Origin of the sequence: Eudoraea adriatica DSM 19308 (assembly GCF_000382125.1) — a bacterium.
Lineage (GTDB): Bacteria > Bacteroidota > Bacteroidia > Flavobacteriales > Flavobacteriaceae > Eudoraea > Eudoraea adriatica.
In genome coordinates this window covers 368,188-384,348 of the sequence record NZ_KB907547.1, presented here as the reverse complement: position 1 = coordinate 384,348, position 16,161 = coordinate 368,188, and the positions used below count along the sequence as shown (strand labels likewise).

The window sequence follows — 16,161 nt, the reverse complement described above, 5'->3', positions numbered from 1 at the left end:
TTAGTCGGATAATTAATTAGGATATCCCTTCCTCAGTTCGAGATTACAATGGATGTTCCATTGAATGAAGTGTTGTAAAACAAAAGGTCATAATAACGTTCATCATCATCGGGCCTGTTTAGTTGTTGCCCGGTAAACAGGCTATACTCAAAATCTTCGCATGAACAGACTACAGTTTGACCATTAAGATCCATTGTAGAGCATGCATTTGGAGCGTGATTTGGACAACTGGCCTCCCATGCAAAAAACTCGTTAAAACCTTTATTGATTACAAAAACTCCTCTTATTCCCACACCCTGGTTCCCTATAAATATGGCATTTCCTGTGTTAGTTAAGGGACTATATAAAGGTAAATTAAGATTTACTTCAAATCTGAATCCAACTTCTAATAAATAGGGATTGCGGTTTCCTTCATCTTCACTGCATGCCAGAAGTAAAATAAATACCAACCATATGTATAATCTTTTCATAGAATAATAGGATTCAATTCAGATCCGTTGAACAAAATTGAGTAAAAAATATGTATCTTTGCGTTAAATCCTCTTTAAAAAAGGGGATTTTCTTATAAGTTGAACTTCGTTTTGATGAAAACCCCCACCTAATGTGTTTATCTTAAATTAGTTACATCGAAATGATTGTTTAAACTAATCCTGCGTTTTCGTAGGATTTATTGTTTAATGATTTTGAGCATTTTTTATGTTCAATAAATTATGAAGTTATGAGTACTGTGTCTTATTACACTGCTGAAGGATTAAAAAAACTGAAAGAGGAATTAAACTACCTCAGAGACGTTGAAAGGCCTAAATCCTCGCAGGCTATCGCTGATGCAAGGGATAAAGGTGATTTATCTGAAAACGCCGAGTATGATGCTGCCAAGGAAGCACAGGGGTTACTGGAGCTAAAGATATCTAAACTGGAGGAAACCCTGTCTAATGCAAGGTTAATTGATGAAACTCAATTAGATACATCCAAAGTGTTGGTGCTATCGACTGTAAAGCTTAAAAACCGCCAAAATGGTATGGTAATCAGCTATACGCTTGTGGCTGAGAGTGAAGCCGATTTAAAGGCGGGAAAAATTTCTGTTACTTCCCCAATTGGTAAGGGACTCCTCGGTAAAGAAGTCGGGGATGTTGCGGAAATAACAGTTCCTAATGGGACTCTAAAATTTGATATTCTTGAGATAAGCAGGAATTAAAACCTATTTATATTTAATCTTTTTAATAGTAAAAGGAATTCTATTTAAATCTTTATTCGTCGTGGGTAGTATTTTTACTAAAATAATAAATGGCGATATACCGTCTTACAAAATCGCCGAAGACGATAATCATTTTGCCTTTCTGGATATTAATCCCAATGCCAGGGGCCATACCCTTTGTGTGCCAAAGAAAGAAGTGGATAAAATAATGGATATGGAAGAAGCAGACTATCTTGGGTTAATGTCATTTTCCAGAAAGGTAGGCAAGGCCATTGAGGCGGCAATAGACTGCAAAAGGGTGGGGATTACGGTAATAGGATTGGAAGTGCCGCATGTTCATGTACACCTTATTCCATTAAATAAAATAGCAGATGCAACTTTTACAAATAAAATTCAATTATCGACGGAGGAATTTCAGGAAATTGCGTTAAAGATCCGTTCTAAATTGAAATAATACCACTTTGGTACAGGTAATATACTATGCCTGCAATAAGGAAGGGAGATAGTATTAGTATATAGAATAAAGGCGTGAATTTAATACTCGCTTTTTCCGGATTAATCATTTTTTGGTAATATTCAAAAACACGTTCAATATCTTCTGTCCAATTTACGGGGTAAATAATCTTTTTGCATTTATTGCATTTAATTTGATGAGTAATCGTTGCGGTTGTTCTATGATATAGCCTTTGAAATAAGTGCTTTTGATAAAACGTAAGTTTCATATCCTGATTAAAACATTCAGGACAATTGTTCGTAATTTCTGCTTCTTTTAAGACAATTAATTTTTCTTTTACCATCTATTTTTGGTCCGATTTTAAGGATATCTGCATTATGGTGCCTTCCTTGCTCGAAGAAAGCACTTTTATCTTTCCTTTATGGTACTCTTCTATTATTCTTTTAACAAGTGATAATCCTAATCCCCAACCTCGTTTTTTTGATGTAAACCCGGGATTAAAAATAGAATTAAAGTCTCCTTTAGCAATGCCATGTCCGGTGTCTGAAATTAAAATATTTACGTACTTCCCCTCCGAAACTATTTCAATAGCAATGTTGCCCTTACCCTTCATGGCGTCAATACCATTTTTAACTAAATTCTCTATGGTCCAGTTGTATAAAGAACTATTTAATAGAATTGGAAATCTTTCAACCTGAGAATTAAAGCTAAAGTGAATAAGTTTGGAACTTCTGAGTTTCAGATATTCAAAAGCACTTCTGGTTTCTTCAACTATGTCGTGTTCTTCAAGTTTTGGCAGGGAACCTATTTTGGAAAAGCGGTCTGTTATATTCTGAAGCCTGCCAATATCTTTCTCAATTTCCTTGGTAATATCCGGGTTTATTTGTTCACTTTTTAATAGTTCATTCCACCCGAGAAGCGAGGTCAGAGGGGTGCCAATCTGATGGGCGGTTTCTTTGGCCATTCCGGCCCAAAGTTTGTTTTGCTCAGAAGCTTTATTGGTTTTAAAGAAAAAGAAGATAACCGCCGCAAACAAAAATATGATTAACAACAGTGCAATAGGGTAATATTTTAATTTATTTAAAACTTCTGAATTACCGTAATACAGAGTGGCTAGTTGCTCGTCGTTATAATCAATAGAAATAGGGGTGTTTTCCGACTTGAATTTCTTTATTTTTTTCTTTATATAAATTGTGTCACCAACTAATTCTTCAGGCATGTTGTTGGTTCTTATGGAGCCATCCATGTTAACGAGTATCATTGGGGTTGAGGTGTTATTTTGAAAAATTTTAACGTGTAGATTTCCCAGGTCTCTACCCTCTGAAGATTGCAATAATTCAGACTGGGCTGTGGCCCAAATCTCCATTTTATGGCGCTCTTCTTCCTTGAATTTCTTAAAAAAACTATTGGTATTCCAAAGTATAAGACTTACAATAACAAAAGCTGCTATTAATAAAAACAGGTTAGAAATCTTCTTTTGGGAATTAAAATTCATGCAAGTAGTTAATGAGTAATAAAGATAACAGAAATTGATCTAAAATGTTGTGTTATGCTAGTGAGTTAAAGTTTTAAATGGGACACAATTTATATACCTTTGTAATGATGCAAAAAGCTATATCCCTTATACCTTCTGAGATTCCCACTGGTAAGTTGCACGCTTATCTTTTAGGGGCTGTTGGACCCAGGCCAATTGCTTTTGCAAGTACTATAGACGAACAAGGTATTCCAAACCTTTCGCCCTTTAGTTTTTTTAATGTTTTTAGTGCAAATCCACCAATTTTAATATTTTCACCGGCTAGAAGAGTGCGGGATAATACAACGAAACATACACTGGATAATGTGCTTAAAATTAAAGAAGTGGTTATTAATATTGTAAATTATGAGCTCGTTCAGCAAATGTCTTTGACCAGCACGGAATACGGGGAAAAGGAAAATGAATTTAAAAAAGCAGGGTTAACAATGTTAGAATCGGATTTGGTCAGGCCCTATAGAGTTGCAGAATCTCCTGTTCAATTTGAATGCAAGGTAACAAAAGTTGAACCGCTGGGCGAAGAAGGCGGGGCTGGGAATCTGGTTTTTTCAGAAGTTGTTAAAATGCATTTCTATGAATCAATTTTAGATGAGAATGGCTTAATAGACCAGTTTAAGATAGACCAGGTAGCCCGTATGGGCGGTAATTGGTACAGCAGGGCTAATAAGGGCATGTTTGAAGTTCCAAAACCTCTTTCTGCCATAGGAATTGGAGTTGATAATATACCAAAAGAAATAAGATCACTAAAAATGCTTACCGGGAACGATCTGGGATTATTGGGTAATGTGGATAGGATCCCTGATAAAAATGAGATTGAAGAATTCATAGCTTCAAATGATCAAATCAGGTCAATTGTTAAAAACAAGGATACAACAGAACTACTAAAAATAACAAGAGAATACTTAGATAACAATAAGATACTTTCGGCATGGAAAGTATTGCTAATAAATATTGAAATAAATGGAAATACAAGGAAAAATTAAAATGATTGGTGAGACTAAAACCTTTGGAAATAATGGTTTTAGAAAAAGAGAGTTGGTTATTACCACAGAAGAACAGTACCCTCAACATATATTGGTAGAATTTGTTCAGGATAAATGCGACTTACTTAATAAGCATAATGTTGGTGAAACAGTAAAAGTCAGCATTAACCTAAGAGGAAGAGAATGGACAAACCCTCAGGGTGAGGTAAAATATTTTAATTCTGTCCAGGGATGGCGAATAGAATCATTACAAACAGATCAAGCTGAAAGCGGAATGCCACCGGTAGCTCCAATAGAGGCATTTGAACCAGCTGAAGAACTAAATGAAGAGGATCATGACGACCTTCCTTTTTAGACAAAAGCATTTTACATCTGTAAAATATTTTTAGGTTGACCAGTAATTCCAAGAACTGCTAAACTTGAAAAAAAAGAATACTGAAATTTACTTATTAACAGAGCGGTTGGAGTTCCCTCCTGCAGAAAATGCTAATTCGGAGGGATTATTGGCCATTGGGGGCGATTTATCTCCGCAACGATTATTGCTCGCATATAGATCGGGTATATTCCCCTGGTTCAATGATGATTCTTTGATTTTATGGTGGAGTCCGAATCCAAGGATGGTCCTATTCCCCGGGAAAATAAAGATTTCTAAAAGTATGCGACAAATTATGTCGGGTACGCGGTTTACTTTAACCAGGAATAAATGCTTTAAGGAAGTTCTGGAAGCCTGTGCCCAAATAGAGAGAGCAGGGCAGGATGGCACATGGATTACTTCTAACATGAAAGAGGCCTATCTGAAGCTTCATGATCTGCGTATTGCCATTTCTTACGAGGTTTGGGAAGATAATAAACTGGTTGGAGGCCTTTATGGCATTGATCTGGGGCATGTATTTTGTGGTGAAAGTATGTTCTCTAAGGTGTCAAATGCATCTAAATTTGCATTTATAAAATTAGCCCGGGACCTGGAAAGACTTAATTATAAATTCATTGATTGCCAATTATACACAGAACATTTGGAAAGTTTGGGGGCAGAGGAGATCCCGAGAAAGAAATTTTTGGAATTGTTACAGGCTGAAGTTTAGGGAAGAAAGCAATAATGTTCTATGTAGAATGGTCTCTGTAAAATTCAGCAATCTATATTCAAGCCCAAATTGCAATTTGGTTTTAGAGCTTAATAACCAACCAAAATTCGCTGTAAAACGTTGTTCGTAAATTGGCTTTAAATCCTTACCTACATTCAGCAGTGTTTCGGCATTTCCAATAAAATAACTTTCTCCTACATCTAAATTCTGTCCTTCGAGGGGCAGGTCTAATGTAAATCTATATCTGAATCGATGAATGGTTAGTAGTGATGTAATTCTTTGTTCGGCCCTAAATCTATGGCCATAGCGAACAATATGTGATCTGGATATAATGTTGTATTGTTCAGTTATTCGAAATTCATTTATACTTTCCCGTTCAAATAGTTCAGAATATCTGAATAATATTCCCAGGCTCAAACTTTGATTACCACCTATTTTGAAATTTGAAAAATGACCTATGTCAAACTGAAGTGCATTAAATTCTAATTCTGATGATTCATATATTGTGCTCCTGTTGGCAACGGTCCAGTTGTGCGAATACATTTTGGAAAGGTTGTAATTCAGAGATAAACGGGGCTCTGCATAGGTAGTGAAATTTTCCTGACCTCTGATAAAAACAGAAAATAGGAGTAAGCCAATTAAAAGTTTGTAATTATTAATAGAGTACATGATCATAGTTGGCCGGAAGAGATTCCCTCATTTTAATAAAACCTCCGTCCGCTCCGAACAGTATTTCAAAGTCTGCATGTTCCTCCTGTATTTTACCCCATACCATTAATTCATAATTTAAGGAAGGAATCAAAAGATTTTGGAATGCATTGTTTAAAGTAGATTCTGCTGTTTCACCACGGGTAATAGGGTATTGTTGCTGAATCTTTCTAATTTTATATTTATTAAACTTTTCTTTGAGAAACTTTGTGATTTGTGACCACGAATCCTCGGGGACGTCTACTTCTTTGATTAGAATTTCAATATCCTCAAGTTTGCCAGATTCATCAAATTCAACACTGTAGTGCAGTTTATCTTTTTTAAACTTCGCCTCATAAGTAATTTTTGTAGTATCCGTTTCTTTATAAAAACGAATTTTCTTGGCATCCTGCAGTTTCTCCTGGATGAAATCATGGGCTGCATCGGGGAATTGATTTTTTTTAATTCTATGTTCGCGCTCAACTTTTACCTGAGAAAGGCTTGTTGAATATTGCAATAAAGCTATAATTACCAATAATAAAAACCTATACCTGTTCATATCTAAAACAATTTAATTCGTGATCATTGACCATCCCTGTTGCCTGCATATGGGCATAAACCACCGTGCTTCCAACAAACTTGAACCCGCGTTTCTTCAGATCCTTGCTTAAAGTATCCGAAAGTGATGTTTTTGACGGGGCATCCCTGTAATCTGCAAAACTATTTTTTATGGGTTTACCATTTACAAAACCCCAGATATAGTCGCTAAAACTCCCAAATTCTTTCTGTACTTCAATAAAAGCCCTGGCATTTGAAACTGTAGCCCTAATTTTAAGTTTATTTCGAATGATACCTGAATCCTTTAGCAAAGCGTCAATTTCAGATTGATTATAGGCCGCAATTTTCCTGTAATCAAAATTGTCAAAAGCTCTTCTGAAATTTTCCCGTTTCTTTAATACGGTAAGCCAGCTCAACCCGGCCTGAAAAGTTTCCAATACCAGGAATTCAAATAAGGTAGCATCATCTTTTACAGGAACACCCCACTCTTCATCATGATAGGCTTCGTATAAATCATTGCCCAGACACCAACCACATTTATGCACTTCCATAAACACAATCTTTTATATAAAGATATAGCATTAATCGGAATGGAATTTATTAGGAGTTAATATTTGTACGCTATCCTCAGAGATAAAAAATAGTAATACTTTCGTTAAAAAATAGTTAAACTATTATAACATGATAGTAATACTATTATATTTGCGCAATATTTAAATAAAAGTATATGGAAAGATTATTCCAGTCTGTTCGGATTACAATTAATGATAAACTATATGTAAAGGACCCGGAGTCCTCAAACCTGGGTAAACGAATTGTTGAAGAAAGTATTTTTATGATCAATGATTTTGGTTTCGAGAGTTTTACATTTAAAAAGCTAGGTCAAAAAATCGGATCTAATGAAAGTTCTATATACCGCTATTTTGAAAACAAACATAAACTTTTGCTTTATCTGGCTTCATGGTATTGGGGTTGGCTTGAATATCAGTTGGTTTTTGCAACAAACAGTATCCCGGAAGCTAATTCCAAACTGGAAAGAGCCATTGAAATTGTGACGCAAGCCACCGAGATTGACTTGGCTTTTACCCACATTAATGAAGTTCTACTGAATAAAATTGTAATCAATGAGTATTCCAAATCTTATCTGACTAAAGAAGTAGATCAGGAAAACAAGGACGGTTATTTCGTAATATACAAACGACTGGTTAATAGAATGAGCCTTATGATAAATGAGGTTAATCCGGATTATCCTTATTCCTCAAGTCTGGCCAGTACTATTATAGAGGGGGCTTTGCATCAGTATTTTTTAATGGATCATTTTTCTTCTTTAACAAGTTGCAATAAGAAAATAACCCCCACGGAATATTTTAAACACCTCACATTTAATACCTTAAATATTAAAAAAAATGGCTAAAAATATTCTTAGTGCCTGGCAGCGTTTATTAGGATTGCTAAAGCTGGATAAGAGAGATATTCTCCAGGTTTTTTACTACGCAATTTTTGCGGGAATTGTTAATTTGTCTCTTCCCCTGGGAATACAGGCTATAATTAACCTTATACAGGGTGCGCAGGTTAGTACTTCCTGGATTATTTTGGTAATACTTGTAACCTTGGCAGTAGCTTTTGTAGGAGTCCTGCAATTAATGCAAATAAGGATCATTGAAAATGTTCAGCAAAAAATATTTACTAGATCAGCATTTGAGTTTGCCTATAGGTTCCCGAAAATAAAGATGAACCAATTGCTGAATTTCTATCCTCCGGAGTTAGCGAATCGTTTTTTTGACACCCTCAATGTTCAAAAGGGGCTTTCTAAAATATTAATTGATTTCCCTGCCGCTTTACTTCAAATAATACTTGGATTATTATTGCTTTCATTTTATCATCCCTTCTTTATTATTTATGGGATTCTGCTATTACTACTTATTTATATAGTATTCAAATTTACTGCACAACGCGGGATGGAGACTAGTTTGGACGAATCAAAAAATAAATACAAAGTTGCCCATTGGATACAGGAAGTGGCGCGCTCCATAATTAGTTTTAAGCTGTCTGGTAAGACCAATTTAGCTATGAATAAAACGGACGCACTGGTGTCTGATTATCTTAGTGCGAGGGAAAGTCACTTTAAAATATTAGTGATCCAGTTTATTCAAATGATTGGCTTTAAAGTGTTGGTAACATTGGGCTTATTGCTTATAGGGGGGATTCTTGTACTTAATCAGGAGATGAATATTGGGCAGTTTGTTGCGGCAGAAATTATCATATTATTGGTAATAAGTTCAGTGGAAAAACTGATATTGGGTTTGGAGACATTTTATGATTTACTAACCTCACTTGAAAAGTTAGGTCAGGTAGTAGACAAAGAATTGGAGCCACAGCAAGGTGAAAAACCATTTAAGGATGATGAAAGTTTTGTAGTTGAATTAGACAATGTAAGATACAATGTTCCAGGACGAAGCAAACATATCATTGATTCTGTTTCCTTGAATATTACACCTAAATGCGCCATATTAATACGCGGTGGCAGTGGATCCGGTAAATCTACATTACTTCGGCTGATAGCGGGTATAATTGAGCCCGATCAAGGTGATATTTTTGTTAATAATGTTTCTTTAAAATCAATTAATTTAAATTATTACCGCTCACATTTAGGCCAGTCTCTTACAGAGGAGTCCCCTTTTGAAGGAAGTATACTCGAAAATATCACTTTTGGGGATACAGATATATCCGATCAAGATGTTTACTGGGCTCTTGAAAAAACCGGATTAACGCAATTTGTCAAGGAGCAACCTAAAGGAATCAAAACCATGTTATATCCCGAAGGACAACAAATACCCTATGTAATCACAAAGAAAATTGTTCTGGCGCGAAGTATTGTCAGAAAACCAAGGTTGCTTATTCTTAAAGACCCCTTAGATCAGTTTGGAATTGAGGAAACTAAGGAAATCATGAATTTTCTCTCTGGTAAAGACCGGCCGTGGGCATTGGTTGTAGTTAGTCAGAATGACGAATGGGTAAACCATTGTACAAGAATAATCACAATGGACAAAGGCAAAATAATTAGTGAAAGTTAAAAGACATGCTAAATATATCTCCAAATAGATTAAATCAAAAGGTGAACTTATTACAATTTAGTTCTGCCAGGGAAGTTTTTCATACGCGTCATTATAAGCATTTTAATCGCTTCCTTTTGATATTCGCATTCACGGGTATAATTATTCTTTTTTTGCCCTGGACACAAAATGTCTCTGGTACGGGTTATCTAACTACCCTAAAGCCAGATCAGCGGCCGCAGACCATTCAGTCGCCTATTCCCGGTAGAATTGAGAAATGGTATGTGCAGGAAGGGGATTATGTGAAAAAAGGCGATACTATTTTATTTATTTCAGAAACGAAAAATGAGTACTTCGATCCTAATTTGGTAGAAAGAACGGGGCAACAAATAGTTGCAAAGTCAAATGCGGTAACTTCTTATGAAGGTAAAGTCAAAGCCCTTAATAATCAGATAAGTGCTTTAAATAACGAACGGAAACTGAAATATCAACAGGCAGAGAATAAATTGATTCAGGCAAAATTGAAGGTTCAAAGTGACAGCATTGACCTGGAGGCCGCCAAAACTAACATCAGTATTGCTGAAAGGCAATATAACAGGGTAGTACAATTGCAGAAAGAAGGATTAAAGGCCGTAACAGATGTAGAGGAGAAAAGGTTGAAGTTGCAGGAAACCCAGGCTAAACTAATCTCGCAGGAGAATAAATTACTTGCTTCAAAAAATGAGGTTATAAATGCCCAGGTAGAAATAAGCAGAGTTAATGCGGCGTATACAGATAAAATATCCAAAGCGCAAAGCGATATGTATACGGCACAATCCAATCAATTTGATTCTGAAGCTCAGGTAACAAAGCTGGAAAATGAGTTTACAAATTATAGTATGCGTAATGAAATGTATTACGTAAGGGCACCGCAAAATGGTTATATCAATAAAGCCATTAAAGGCGGTGTAGGTGAAACATTCAAAGAAGGAGAGCGCTTGGTAGGAATTATGCCTGCGGACTATGATTTGGCAGTTGAGACTTATGTTGAGCCTATAGATCTTCCGCTAATGCATTTGGGCGAAGAGGTGCGCATTCAATTTGATGGCTGGCCAGCTATTGTTTTTAGCGGATGGCCTAATGCCTCTTATGGTACTTATGGAGGAAAGGTAGTAGCCATTGAAACTTTTATTAGTGACAATGGAAAATACAGAATTCTATTAGCACCTGATCCAAATGACCATGAATGGCCAAAGGATTTAAGAGTTGGTTCCGGAGCCTATACTATAGCCCTTTTAGAGGACGTGCCGATTTGGTTTGAATTGTGGCGACAGCTAAATGGTTTCCCTCCTAATTACTATCAGCCGAATGGGGAAATGTCTAAATCTGAGAAAAAGTAATATGAAAAAGCATTGGTTTTTACTTATTCTTTTCGTTTCACTTTCATTAAACGCTCAGGGGAACGACACCCTAGTTTTAAGCTTTTACGAGTTCTTAGGATATGTAAAAAAATATCATCCTATTGCTCGTCAGGCCGAATTACAAATTGGTATTGGGCAAGCAAATCTAATGCGCTCAAGAGGTGGATTTGATCCAAAAATTGAAGTAGATTACGAAAGAAAGCAGTTTAAGGGTGTTGAGTATTATGACCGTTTTAACGCTACCTTCAAAGTCCCTACCTGGTATGGGATAGAATTGAAAGGTAACTTTCAGCAGGATGATGGAGAGTTTCTAAATCCGGATGAATCATTGCCAGAGGACGGATTGTTTAGTGCGGGAATCTCTGTTTCAGTGCTTCAGGGAATATGGATCAATGAAAGAATGGCAACCTTAAAACGAGCCAAATATTTTAAAGAACAGACCCTGGCAGATAGAGATTTATTAGTTAATGAGATTCTATATAAAGCGTCAGTAGCCTATTTCCATTGGTTACAGGCATACAGAAACAAAACGGTTTATGAGAATTTTGTTGGTAATGCCGGTTCTAGATTGGAAGGAATTAAGCGTAGTGCGGAAGCAGGTGATATTGCATCAATAGATGTTGTGGAAGCCAAAATTGCATTACAGGACAGGCAACTTCGTCTCGAACAAGCCATGGTTGAGTTGACCAATACGACTTTGGAGCTTTCGAATTATTTATGGATCGAAAATAATATTCCAATAGAGTTGCAGCCAAATGTCATTCCAAATATCGACATAAATAAGGAGGTGGATATTACGCTGGAAATCATGGGAAAACCGTTAGATAGTTTTTCATTGGAAAACCATCCTAAGATTAAGTCTTTAGGGTTTAAATTGGCCGGCCTGGAGGTAGATAAGAGGTTAAAAGCCAATAAATTATTGCCAAAAATTGATATTGAGTATAACTTCCTTACAGAAACCCCGGGCACTCTGAGTTCTTATGATTCACAGCAATATAAAGGAGGTGTTAACTTCCTGTTCCCATTATTTTTAAGAAAGGAAAGAGGAGATCTGAAATTAGCAAAGTTTAAACTAAACGATACTCAATTTGAATTGGACAATGCTGAAATAGAAATTCAAAATAAAGTTTTGGCAACCTATAATGCTTTGGATTCTTATCAGATACAGAATTCACTTATTGAGGATATTGTTAGTGACTATAATAAACTATTGGCAGCAGAAGAAAGAAAATTCGATTTCGGAGAAAGTTCCTTGTTTTTAATAATTAGCAGGGAAAATAGACTCATTGATTCCGAACTCAAGCAAAATGAAGTTCAAAACAAATACCTGAGTGCCAAGGCTAAATTATTTAGAAGCCTGGCAATTAATCCGGAAAATCTTTAGAAACCAAAATTTTAAAAACCAGTTTGAAAATGCCTCATACCAAGCTTATGCCAACTTTACCTAAATTGATCATTCAGGATACTTTTTTTATCTCCACAGGCATTTTATCTGCTGCATTTGGGTTAGAAAGTTTTTTACTCCCAAATAAATTCATAGATGGGGGCGTAACAGGGATATCACTTTTAATAACAGAAACTACAATACTCCCTTTGTATTCCTTGATTATTCTTGTGAATTTACCTTTTCTATTATTGGGATTTAAAGTTATAGGAAAAAATTTTGCGATTAAAACTACCATTGCCATCCTCGGCCTTTCCTTAACGCTTGCATTGATAGAGTTTCCGGAGATAACAAAAGACAAACTTTTAGTTTCCGTTTTTGGCGGATTTTTTTTAGGAGCTGGTATTGGTCTTTCAATTAGAGGAGGAGGCGTTCTGGACGGAACGGAAGTACTTGCTCTTTATTTGAGCAAAAGACTGGGAACTAAAATCGGAGATGTTATGATTGCCATTAATCTAATCATTTTTCTCGCCGCGGCTTATATGCTATCAATAGAATCAGCATTATATTCTATGCTTACTTATCTGGCCGCTTCCAAAACTCTTGATTTTGTTGTGGATGGGATAGAGGAATATACAGGAGTAACTATTATATCTGAGGCAAGTGAAAGAATTCGGATGATGATTACTAATAAACTTGGAAGAGGGCTGACAATTTACAACGCCCGTGGTGGTTATCAAAAAAATGGAATGCACAATAACTATGAAGTCATCTATACGGTAATTACAAGATTAGAAATCAACAAATTAAACAACGAAATATTAAAGATAGACCCTGATGCATTTGTGGTTATGAATAGTATAAATGATACAAGGGGTGGAATGATCAAGAAACGGGCAATTTAGCCGAAAGTTGGGGTAGTAATGCTGCTCCCTTAATTCCTGTAATGAATAAGGTTATAAAGCATCTGCTGAAATTATTTTCAAAGTTGCATTGAGAGATGAAACCCCGGAGCTTATTAATCTGTTTCTAACCAATGGTGCCATGCCTGTTCCCATGCTAATAATGTTGGATAAACGAAGTTAGGAAGGTTATTAATTCCTGAGGTCCAAGACCTGACAGGGCAACTGAAATGGTTGGGGATTATGAAAAGAACCTGTGGAACTCACACCCCGGTTTACGCAGGATTTACAACATTGGTATGATAAGCACGAAGGGTAACTAAATTGTATTGGATGGCCTATAGGGTTTACTTACTTTGGAATAGGTAGGTAATTGTTCCCTTCTGGCTATCTCTTGTTGCGGAACTGAATTTAGCTTTTAGCGCATAGGAAATAGCATTTTCAACAAGGCAACCATTAGAAGTATTTGAACTTTTTTCGTTATAACTGGCGTCAACAACATTACCCGAGGCGTCTACTTCAATGTTAACAACCACTTTCCCTCCTTCTATGCATGTATAGATAGGTGGGGGGAGCAAATAATTAGTGCGATCGATTAAGGAAAAAGAAATAGAGGTTTTCCTTTTTTCAAGCTTATTCGTGAATTCTTTTTTCTTAGCTTCAGCTTCCTCTAATTGTTGTTTTTTTTCCTCTCTTTTTTTAACGAGGTCTTTAAGGCTCGCGGCATACCCTGAATCTGAATTCAAATATTCCTGGAATTCATCCTCATTCATGGAGGCTTCTTTTTCTTCTAATAGTTCTTCAAGTGTTTTAAGTGGTTCAGGTTCTTCAAAACTGGATTTGGCTGTTTCGTTAAAAGCCATATGACTTTTTATGGGATCTGCATTTGCCAGTTCTTCCTGCCTCTCCAACTCTTCAATTATTTTTTCAAGCTCCTCGTCGGCCAGGCTTAATTCTATTGTATACTCTTCCTGCTCCTCTGATCCAAGGTGAATATTAAAAAGTAATAAAATCACGATAGAAAGGGAGAAGAAAGTAATTATAAGAGAAAGCTGACTTCTATTCAGGTCCATATTTGTATAACCACCTTTTTAAAAATATATTTCACTCATTAGCTTATTTTAAAGAGGTTAAATATCTATATTTTCCTTAAAATATGCCGGTGTTACCGCATTATCTACGTTGTATTCACCTATTTTGGTTCTTCTTAGGGATGATAAGTATCCTCCGGAATTCAATGCTTTTCCAAAATCATGGGCGATAGATCGAATATAAGTTCCTTTGCTGCATTGTATCCTGAAATGTATATCCGGCATATTTATTTGCAATATTTCAAATGCAAAAATTTCAACGGACCGTGCCTTTAGCTCCAGCTCCTTGCCTTCTCTTGCATATTCATACAGGCGCTTTCCGTCTTTTTTTAAAGCTGAAAAAACAGGAGGTTTTTGGGCAATCTTGCCTAGAAATGAAGTTCTTGCCTTATGAATCAGTTCTTCGGTGATGTGCTCAGTTGGATATAAAGTATCTATTTCAGTCTCCAAATCATAAGAAGGAGTGGAGCTACCCAATGTGATAGTACCCTCATAAACTTTTGGCATTCCTTGAAATTCATGAATTCGCTTTGTGAATTTCCCGACACAAATTAATAAGAGTCCGCTGGCAAGAGGGTCTAATGTCCCGGCATGACCCACTTTAATCTTTTTTAACTGGTATCTTTTTCTAATTGCCCACTTTATAGCGTTAACGGCCTGAAAAGATGACCATTTTAAAGGTTTATCTATTAGAATAAGTTGCCCCTCCAAAAAATCTTGCTCCGTTTTCAAGACATTAATTTAAATGAAAAGATACATAAATAATGAACTTAACCCCAAAGACCAAAACCAATAGCAATGAATCCAACAACAAAACAGTAGATGGCAAAGTAAGTCAGCTTACTTTTTTTCACGAGCTGAATCATCCAGGTACAGGCGGCTAAACCGGCTATGAAAGCGGCCACAAAGCCAGCTCCCATGGCAAGTGTCTGTTCACTTTCAAATTGAAGTTCTCCCCCAATAATATCTTTGGCCATTTTACCTATTATAAGGGGTACAACCATTAAAAATGAGAATCTGGCAGCTCTGGTCTTATCTACACCCAATAATACGGATGTGGAAATAGTGGCCCCGCTTCTGGAAATACCCGGTAAAATTGCAATAGCCTGTGAAATTCCTATAATAAATGCATTTAGAAAGGTAACTTTCTTTTCGGTTTCCCGGGCCTTATCTGCTAAGTAAAGCAGTAATGCCGTTATGGTGAGCATATATCCAACAAACGCTACATTACCGCCAAAAAGGCCTTCCAGCTCTTCTTCAAAGACAAGGCCAACAACAGCCGCAGGAATCATGGAGACAATTATTTTTAATGAAAAAAGGGTTTCTTCATTGTATCTAAATTGAAATAATCCTCTGAAAATTGTCCAAACATCTTTTCTAAAGACAACAATGGTACTCAGGGCTGTGGCAAAATGCAATACAACGGTAAACAAAAGACTTTCTTCAGGAATAGAGTTATCACCTAAAATTGCCTTTCCCAATTCCAGATGGCCACTGGAAGAAACGGGTAAAAATTCTGTTAATCCCTGTACTATGCCAAGGATAATTGCGTCTATGATTTCCAATTAGTTATTTTTCGACTTATGAGGATTTAATAGGATGGCATATATCTCTATCCCTAAACCAATAAGGACCAGTGTTGGCGCCAACCGAATTCTTCTGAAGCTGTAAATATCCGGATTAAATACATTAGGGTCATCACTTCCACCTCCGCTCATTAAAATAAAACCAAGAGCTATGCACGCAAGCCCTATAAACATAAAGAAATAATTTTTTTTCTGGAAGATAAATTCGGCCTTCGGGACCTGGGTTTGTTTGTTTTTTTGCTTTTGACTCATGCT

Annotated in this window: 21 protein-coding genes; 11 read left to right on the top strand and 10 right to left on the bottom strand. The window is 36.2% G+C overall.

The annotated features are described in order from the left end of the window. Positions 1-32: 32 nt before the first annotated feature. Positions 33-470, bottom strand: coding sequence for a Rieske (2Fe-2S) protein (locus tag G504_RS19765; RefSeq protein ID WP_019669120.1), 438 nt, complete (start codon positions 468-470; stop codon positions 33-35). A gap of 248 nt (positions 471-718) precedes the next feature. On the opposite strand from G504_RS19765, the gene greA reads away from it, so the two are divergent. Continuing rightward, a complete protein-coding gene (gene greA, locus G504_RS0105355; protein WP_019669119.1) occupies positions 719-1,195 on the top strand; it encodes a transcription elongation factor GreA in 477 nt (158 codons plus the stop codon). Between the two features lie 61 nt (positions 1,196-1,256). Then, the gene (locus G504_RS0105350) at positions 1,257-1,649 is read left to right on the top strand and encodes an HIT family protein (RefSeq protein ID WP_019669118.1); all 393 of its coding nucleotides are present in this window, start codon (positions 1,257-1,259) and stop codon (positions 1,647-1,649) included. Here the strand turns inward: G504_RS0105350 and G504_RS0105345 are convergent. Further along, positions 1,636-1,992: a hypothetical protein gene (locus G504_RS0105345; protein WP_019669117.1), complete on the bottom strand. Its 357-nt coding sequence runs from the start codon at positions 1,990-1,992 to the stop codon at positions 1,636-1,638. The genes G504_RS0105350 and G504_RS0105345 overlap by 14 nt on opposite strands. Beyond that, positions 1,993-3,144 carry a sensor histidine kinase gene (locus tag G504_RS0105340; protein ID WP_019669116.1) on the bottom strand — a complete coding sequence of 384 codons (1,152 nt, stop codon included), beginning with the start codon at positions 3,142-3,144 and terminating at the stop codon, positions 1,993-1,995. A gap of 77 nt (positions 3,145-3,221) precedes the next feature. On the opposite strand from G504_RS0105340, the gene G504_RS0105335 reads away from it, so the two are divergent. From G504_RS0105335 to aat, 3 genes are all read left to right on the top strand, one after another. Beyond that, entirely contained in the window at positions 3,222-4,163 is a 942-nt protein-coding gene (locus G504_RS0105335; RefSeq protein WP_019669115.1) for a flavin reductase family protein, read from the top strand. Further along, positions 4,141-4,518 carry a DUF3127 domain-containing protein gene (locus tag G504_RS0105330; RefSeq protein ID WP_019669114.1) on the top strand — a complete coding sequence of 126 codons (378 nt, stop codon included), beginning with the start codon at positions 4,141-4,143 and terminating at the stop codon, positions 4,516-4,518. Before G504_RS0105335 ends, G504_RS0105330 begins: the two co-directional genes overlap by 23 nt. Positions 4,519-4,582: 64 nt before the next feature. Next, positions 4,583-5,245 carry a leucyl/phenylalanyl-tRNA--protein transferase gene (aat, locus tag G504_RS0105325; protein WP_019669113.1) on the top strand — a complete coding sequence of 221 codons (663 nt, stop codon included), beginning with the start codon at positions 4,583-4,585 and terminating at the stop codon, positions 5,243-5,245. Here the strand turns inward: aat and G504_RS0105320 are convergent. Genes G504_RS0105320 through G504_RS0105310 form a run of 3 tightly spaced genes read right to left on the bottom strand, consistent with a single transcriptional unit; the run spans position 5,228 to position 7,041 of the window. Next, a complete protein-coding gene (locus tag G504_RS0105320; RefSeq protein WP_169336900.1) occupies positions 5,228-5,914 on the bottom strand; it encodes a DUF2490 domain-containing protein in 687 nt (228 codons plus the stop codon). The two genes, aat and G504_RS0105320, sit on opposite strands and share 18 nt — an antisense overlap. Then, positions 5,901-6,491 (bottom strand): hypothetical protein, encoded by a 591-nt coding sequence (locus G504_RS0105315; protein ID WP_019669111.1) that lies wholly within the window; start codon positions 6,489-6,491, stop codon positions 5,901-5,903. Before G504_RS0105315 ends, G504_RS0105320 begins: the two co-directional genes overlap by 14 nt. Then, a complete protein-coding gene (locus G504_RS0105310) occupies positions 6,478-7,041 on the bottom strand; it encodes a DNA-3-methyladenine glycosylase I (protein WP_019669110.1) in 564 nt (187 codons plus the stop codon). The genes G504_RS0105315 and G504_RS0105310 overlap by 14 nt, the downstream gene beginning before the upstream one ends. Positions 7,042-7,217: 176 nt before the next feature. On the opposite strand from G504_RS0105310, the gene G504_RS0105305 reads away from it, so the two are divergent. The 6 genes from G504_RS0105305 to G504_RS20125 all read left to right on the top strand — a co-directional run bounded on the left by G504_RS0105305 (position 7,218) and on the right by G504_RS20125 (position 13,413). Further along, positions 7,218-7,904, top strand: a complete 687-nt coding sequence (locus tag G504_RS0105305; RefSeq protein WP_019669109.1) for a TetR/AcrR family transcriptional regulator — start codon at positions 7,218-7,220, stop codon at positions 7,902-7,904. Continuing rightward, on the top strand, positions 7,897-9,564 hold the full coding sequence (locus G504_RS0105300) for a peptidase domain-containing ABC transporter (protein ID WP_019669108.1): 1,668 nt from the start codon (positions 7,897-7,899) through the stop codon (positions 9,562-9,564). The genes G504_RS0105305 and G504_RS0105300 overlap by 8 nt, the downstream gene beginning before the upstream one ends. Positions 9,565-9,569: 5 nt before the next feature. After that, positions 9,570-10,922: an HlyD family secretion protein gene (locus tag G504_RS0105295; RefSeq protein WP_019669107.1), complete on the top strand. Its 1,353-nt coding sequence runs from the start codon at positions 9,570-9,572 to the stop codon at positions 10,920-10,922. 1 nt (position 10,923) lies between these two features. After that, positions 10,924-12,327, top strand: coding sequence for a TolC family protein (locus G504_RS0105290; RefSeq protein ID WP_026348413.1), 1,404 nt, complete (start codon positions 10,924-10,926; stop codon positions 12,325-12,327). A 29-nt stretch (positions 12,328-12,356) separates the two neighbouring features. After that, on the top strand, positions 12,357-13,232 hold the full coding sequence (locus G504_RS0105285) for a YitT family protein (protein WP_019669105.1): 876 nt from the start codon (positions 12,357-12,359) through the stop codon (positions 13,230-13,232). A 70-nt stretch (positions 13,233-13,302) separates the two neighbouring features. Next, on the top strand, positions 13,303-13,413 hold the full coding sequence (locus G504_RS20125; RefSeq protein ID WP_157473092.1) for a thioredoxin domain-containing protein: 111 nt from the start codon (positions 13,303-13,305) through the stop codon (positions 13,411-13,413). A gap of 163 nt (positions 13,414-13,576) precedes the next feature. On the opposite strand, the gene G504_RS0105280 is transcribed toward G504_RS20125, so the two are convergent. From G504_RS0105280 to G504_RS0105265, 4 genes are read right to left on the bottom strand one after another with little or no spacing between them, the layout of a single operon-like run. Next, a complete protein-coding gene (locus G504_RS0105280; RefSeq protein WP_019669104.1) occupies positions 13,577-14,302 on the bottom strand; it encodes an energy transducer TonB family protein in 726 nt (241 codons plus the stop codon). Positions 14,303-14,359: 57 nt separating this feature from the next. Then, the gene (gene truB, locus G504_RS0105275; RefSeq protein ID WP_019669103.1) at positions 14,360-15,052 is read right to left on the bottom strand and encodes a tRNA pseudouridine(55) synthase TruB; all 693 of its coding nucleotides are present in this window, start codon (positions 15,050-15,052) and stop codon (positions 14,360-14,362) included. A gap of 38 nt (positions 15,053-15,090) precedes the next feature. Then, positions 15,091-15,885 (bottom strand): undecaprenyl-diphosphate phosphatase, encoded by a 795-nt coding sequence (locus G504_RS0105270; RefSeq protein ID WP_019669102.1) that lies wholly within the window; start codon positions 15,883-15,885, stop codon positions 15,091-15,093. Continuing rightward, complete coding sequence (locus G504_RS0105265; protein WP_019669101.1) at positions 15,886-16,158, bottom strand: DUF3098 domain-containing protein; 273 nt, start codon at positions 16,156-16,158, stop codon at positions 15,886-15,888. Between the last annotated feature and the right edge of the window lie 3 nt (positions 16,159-16,161).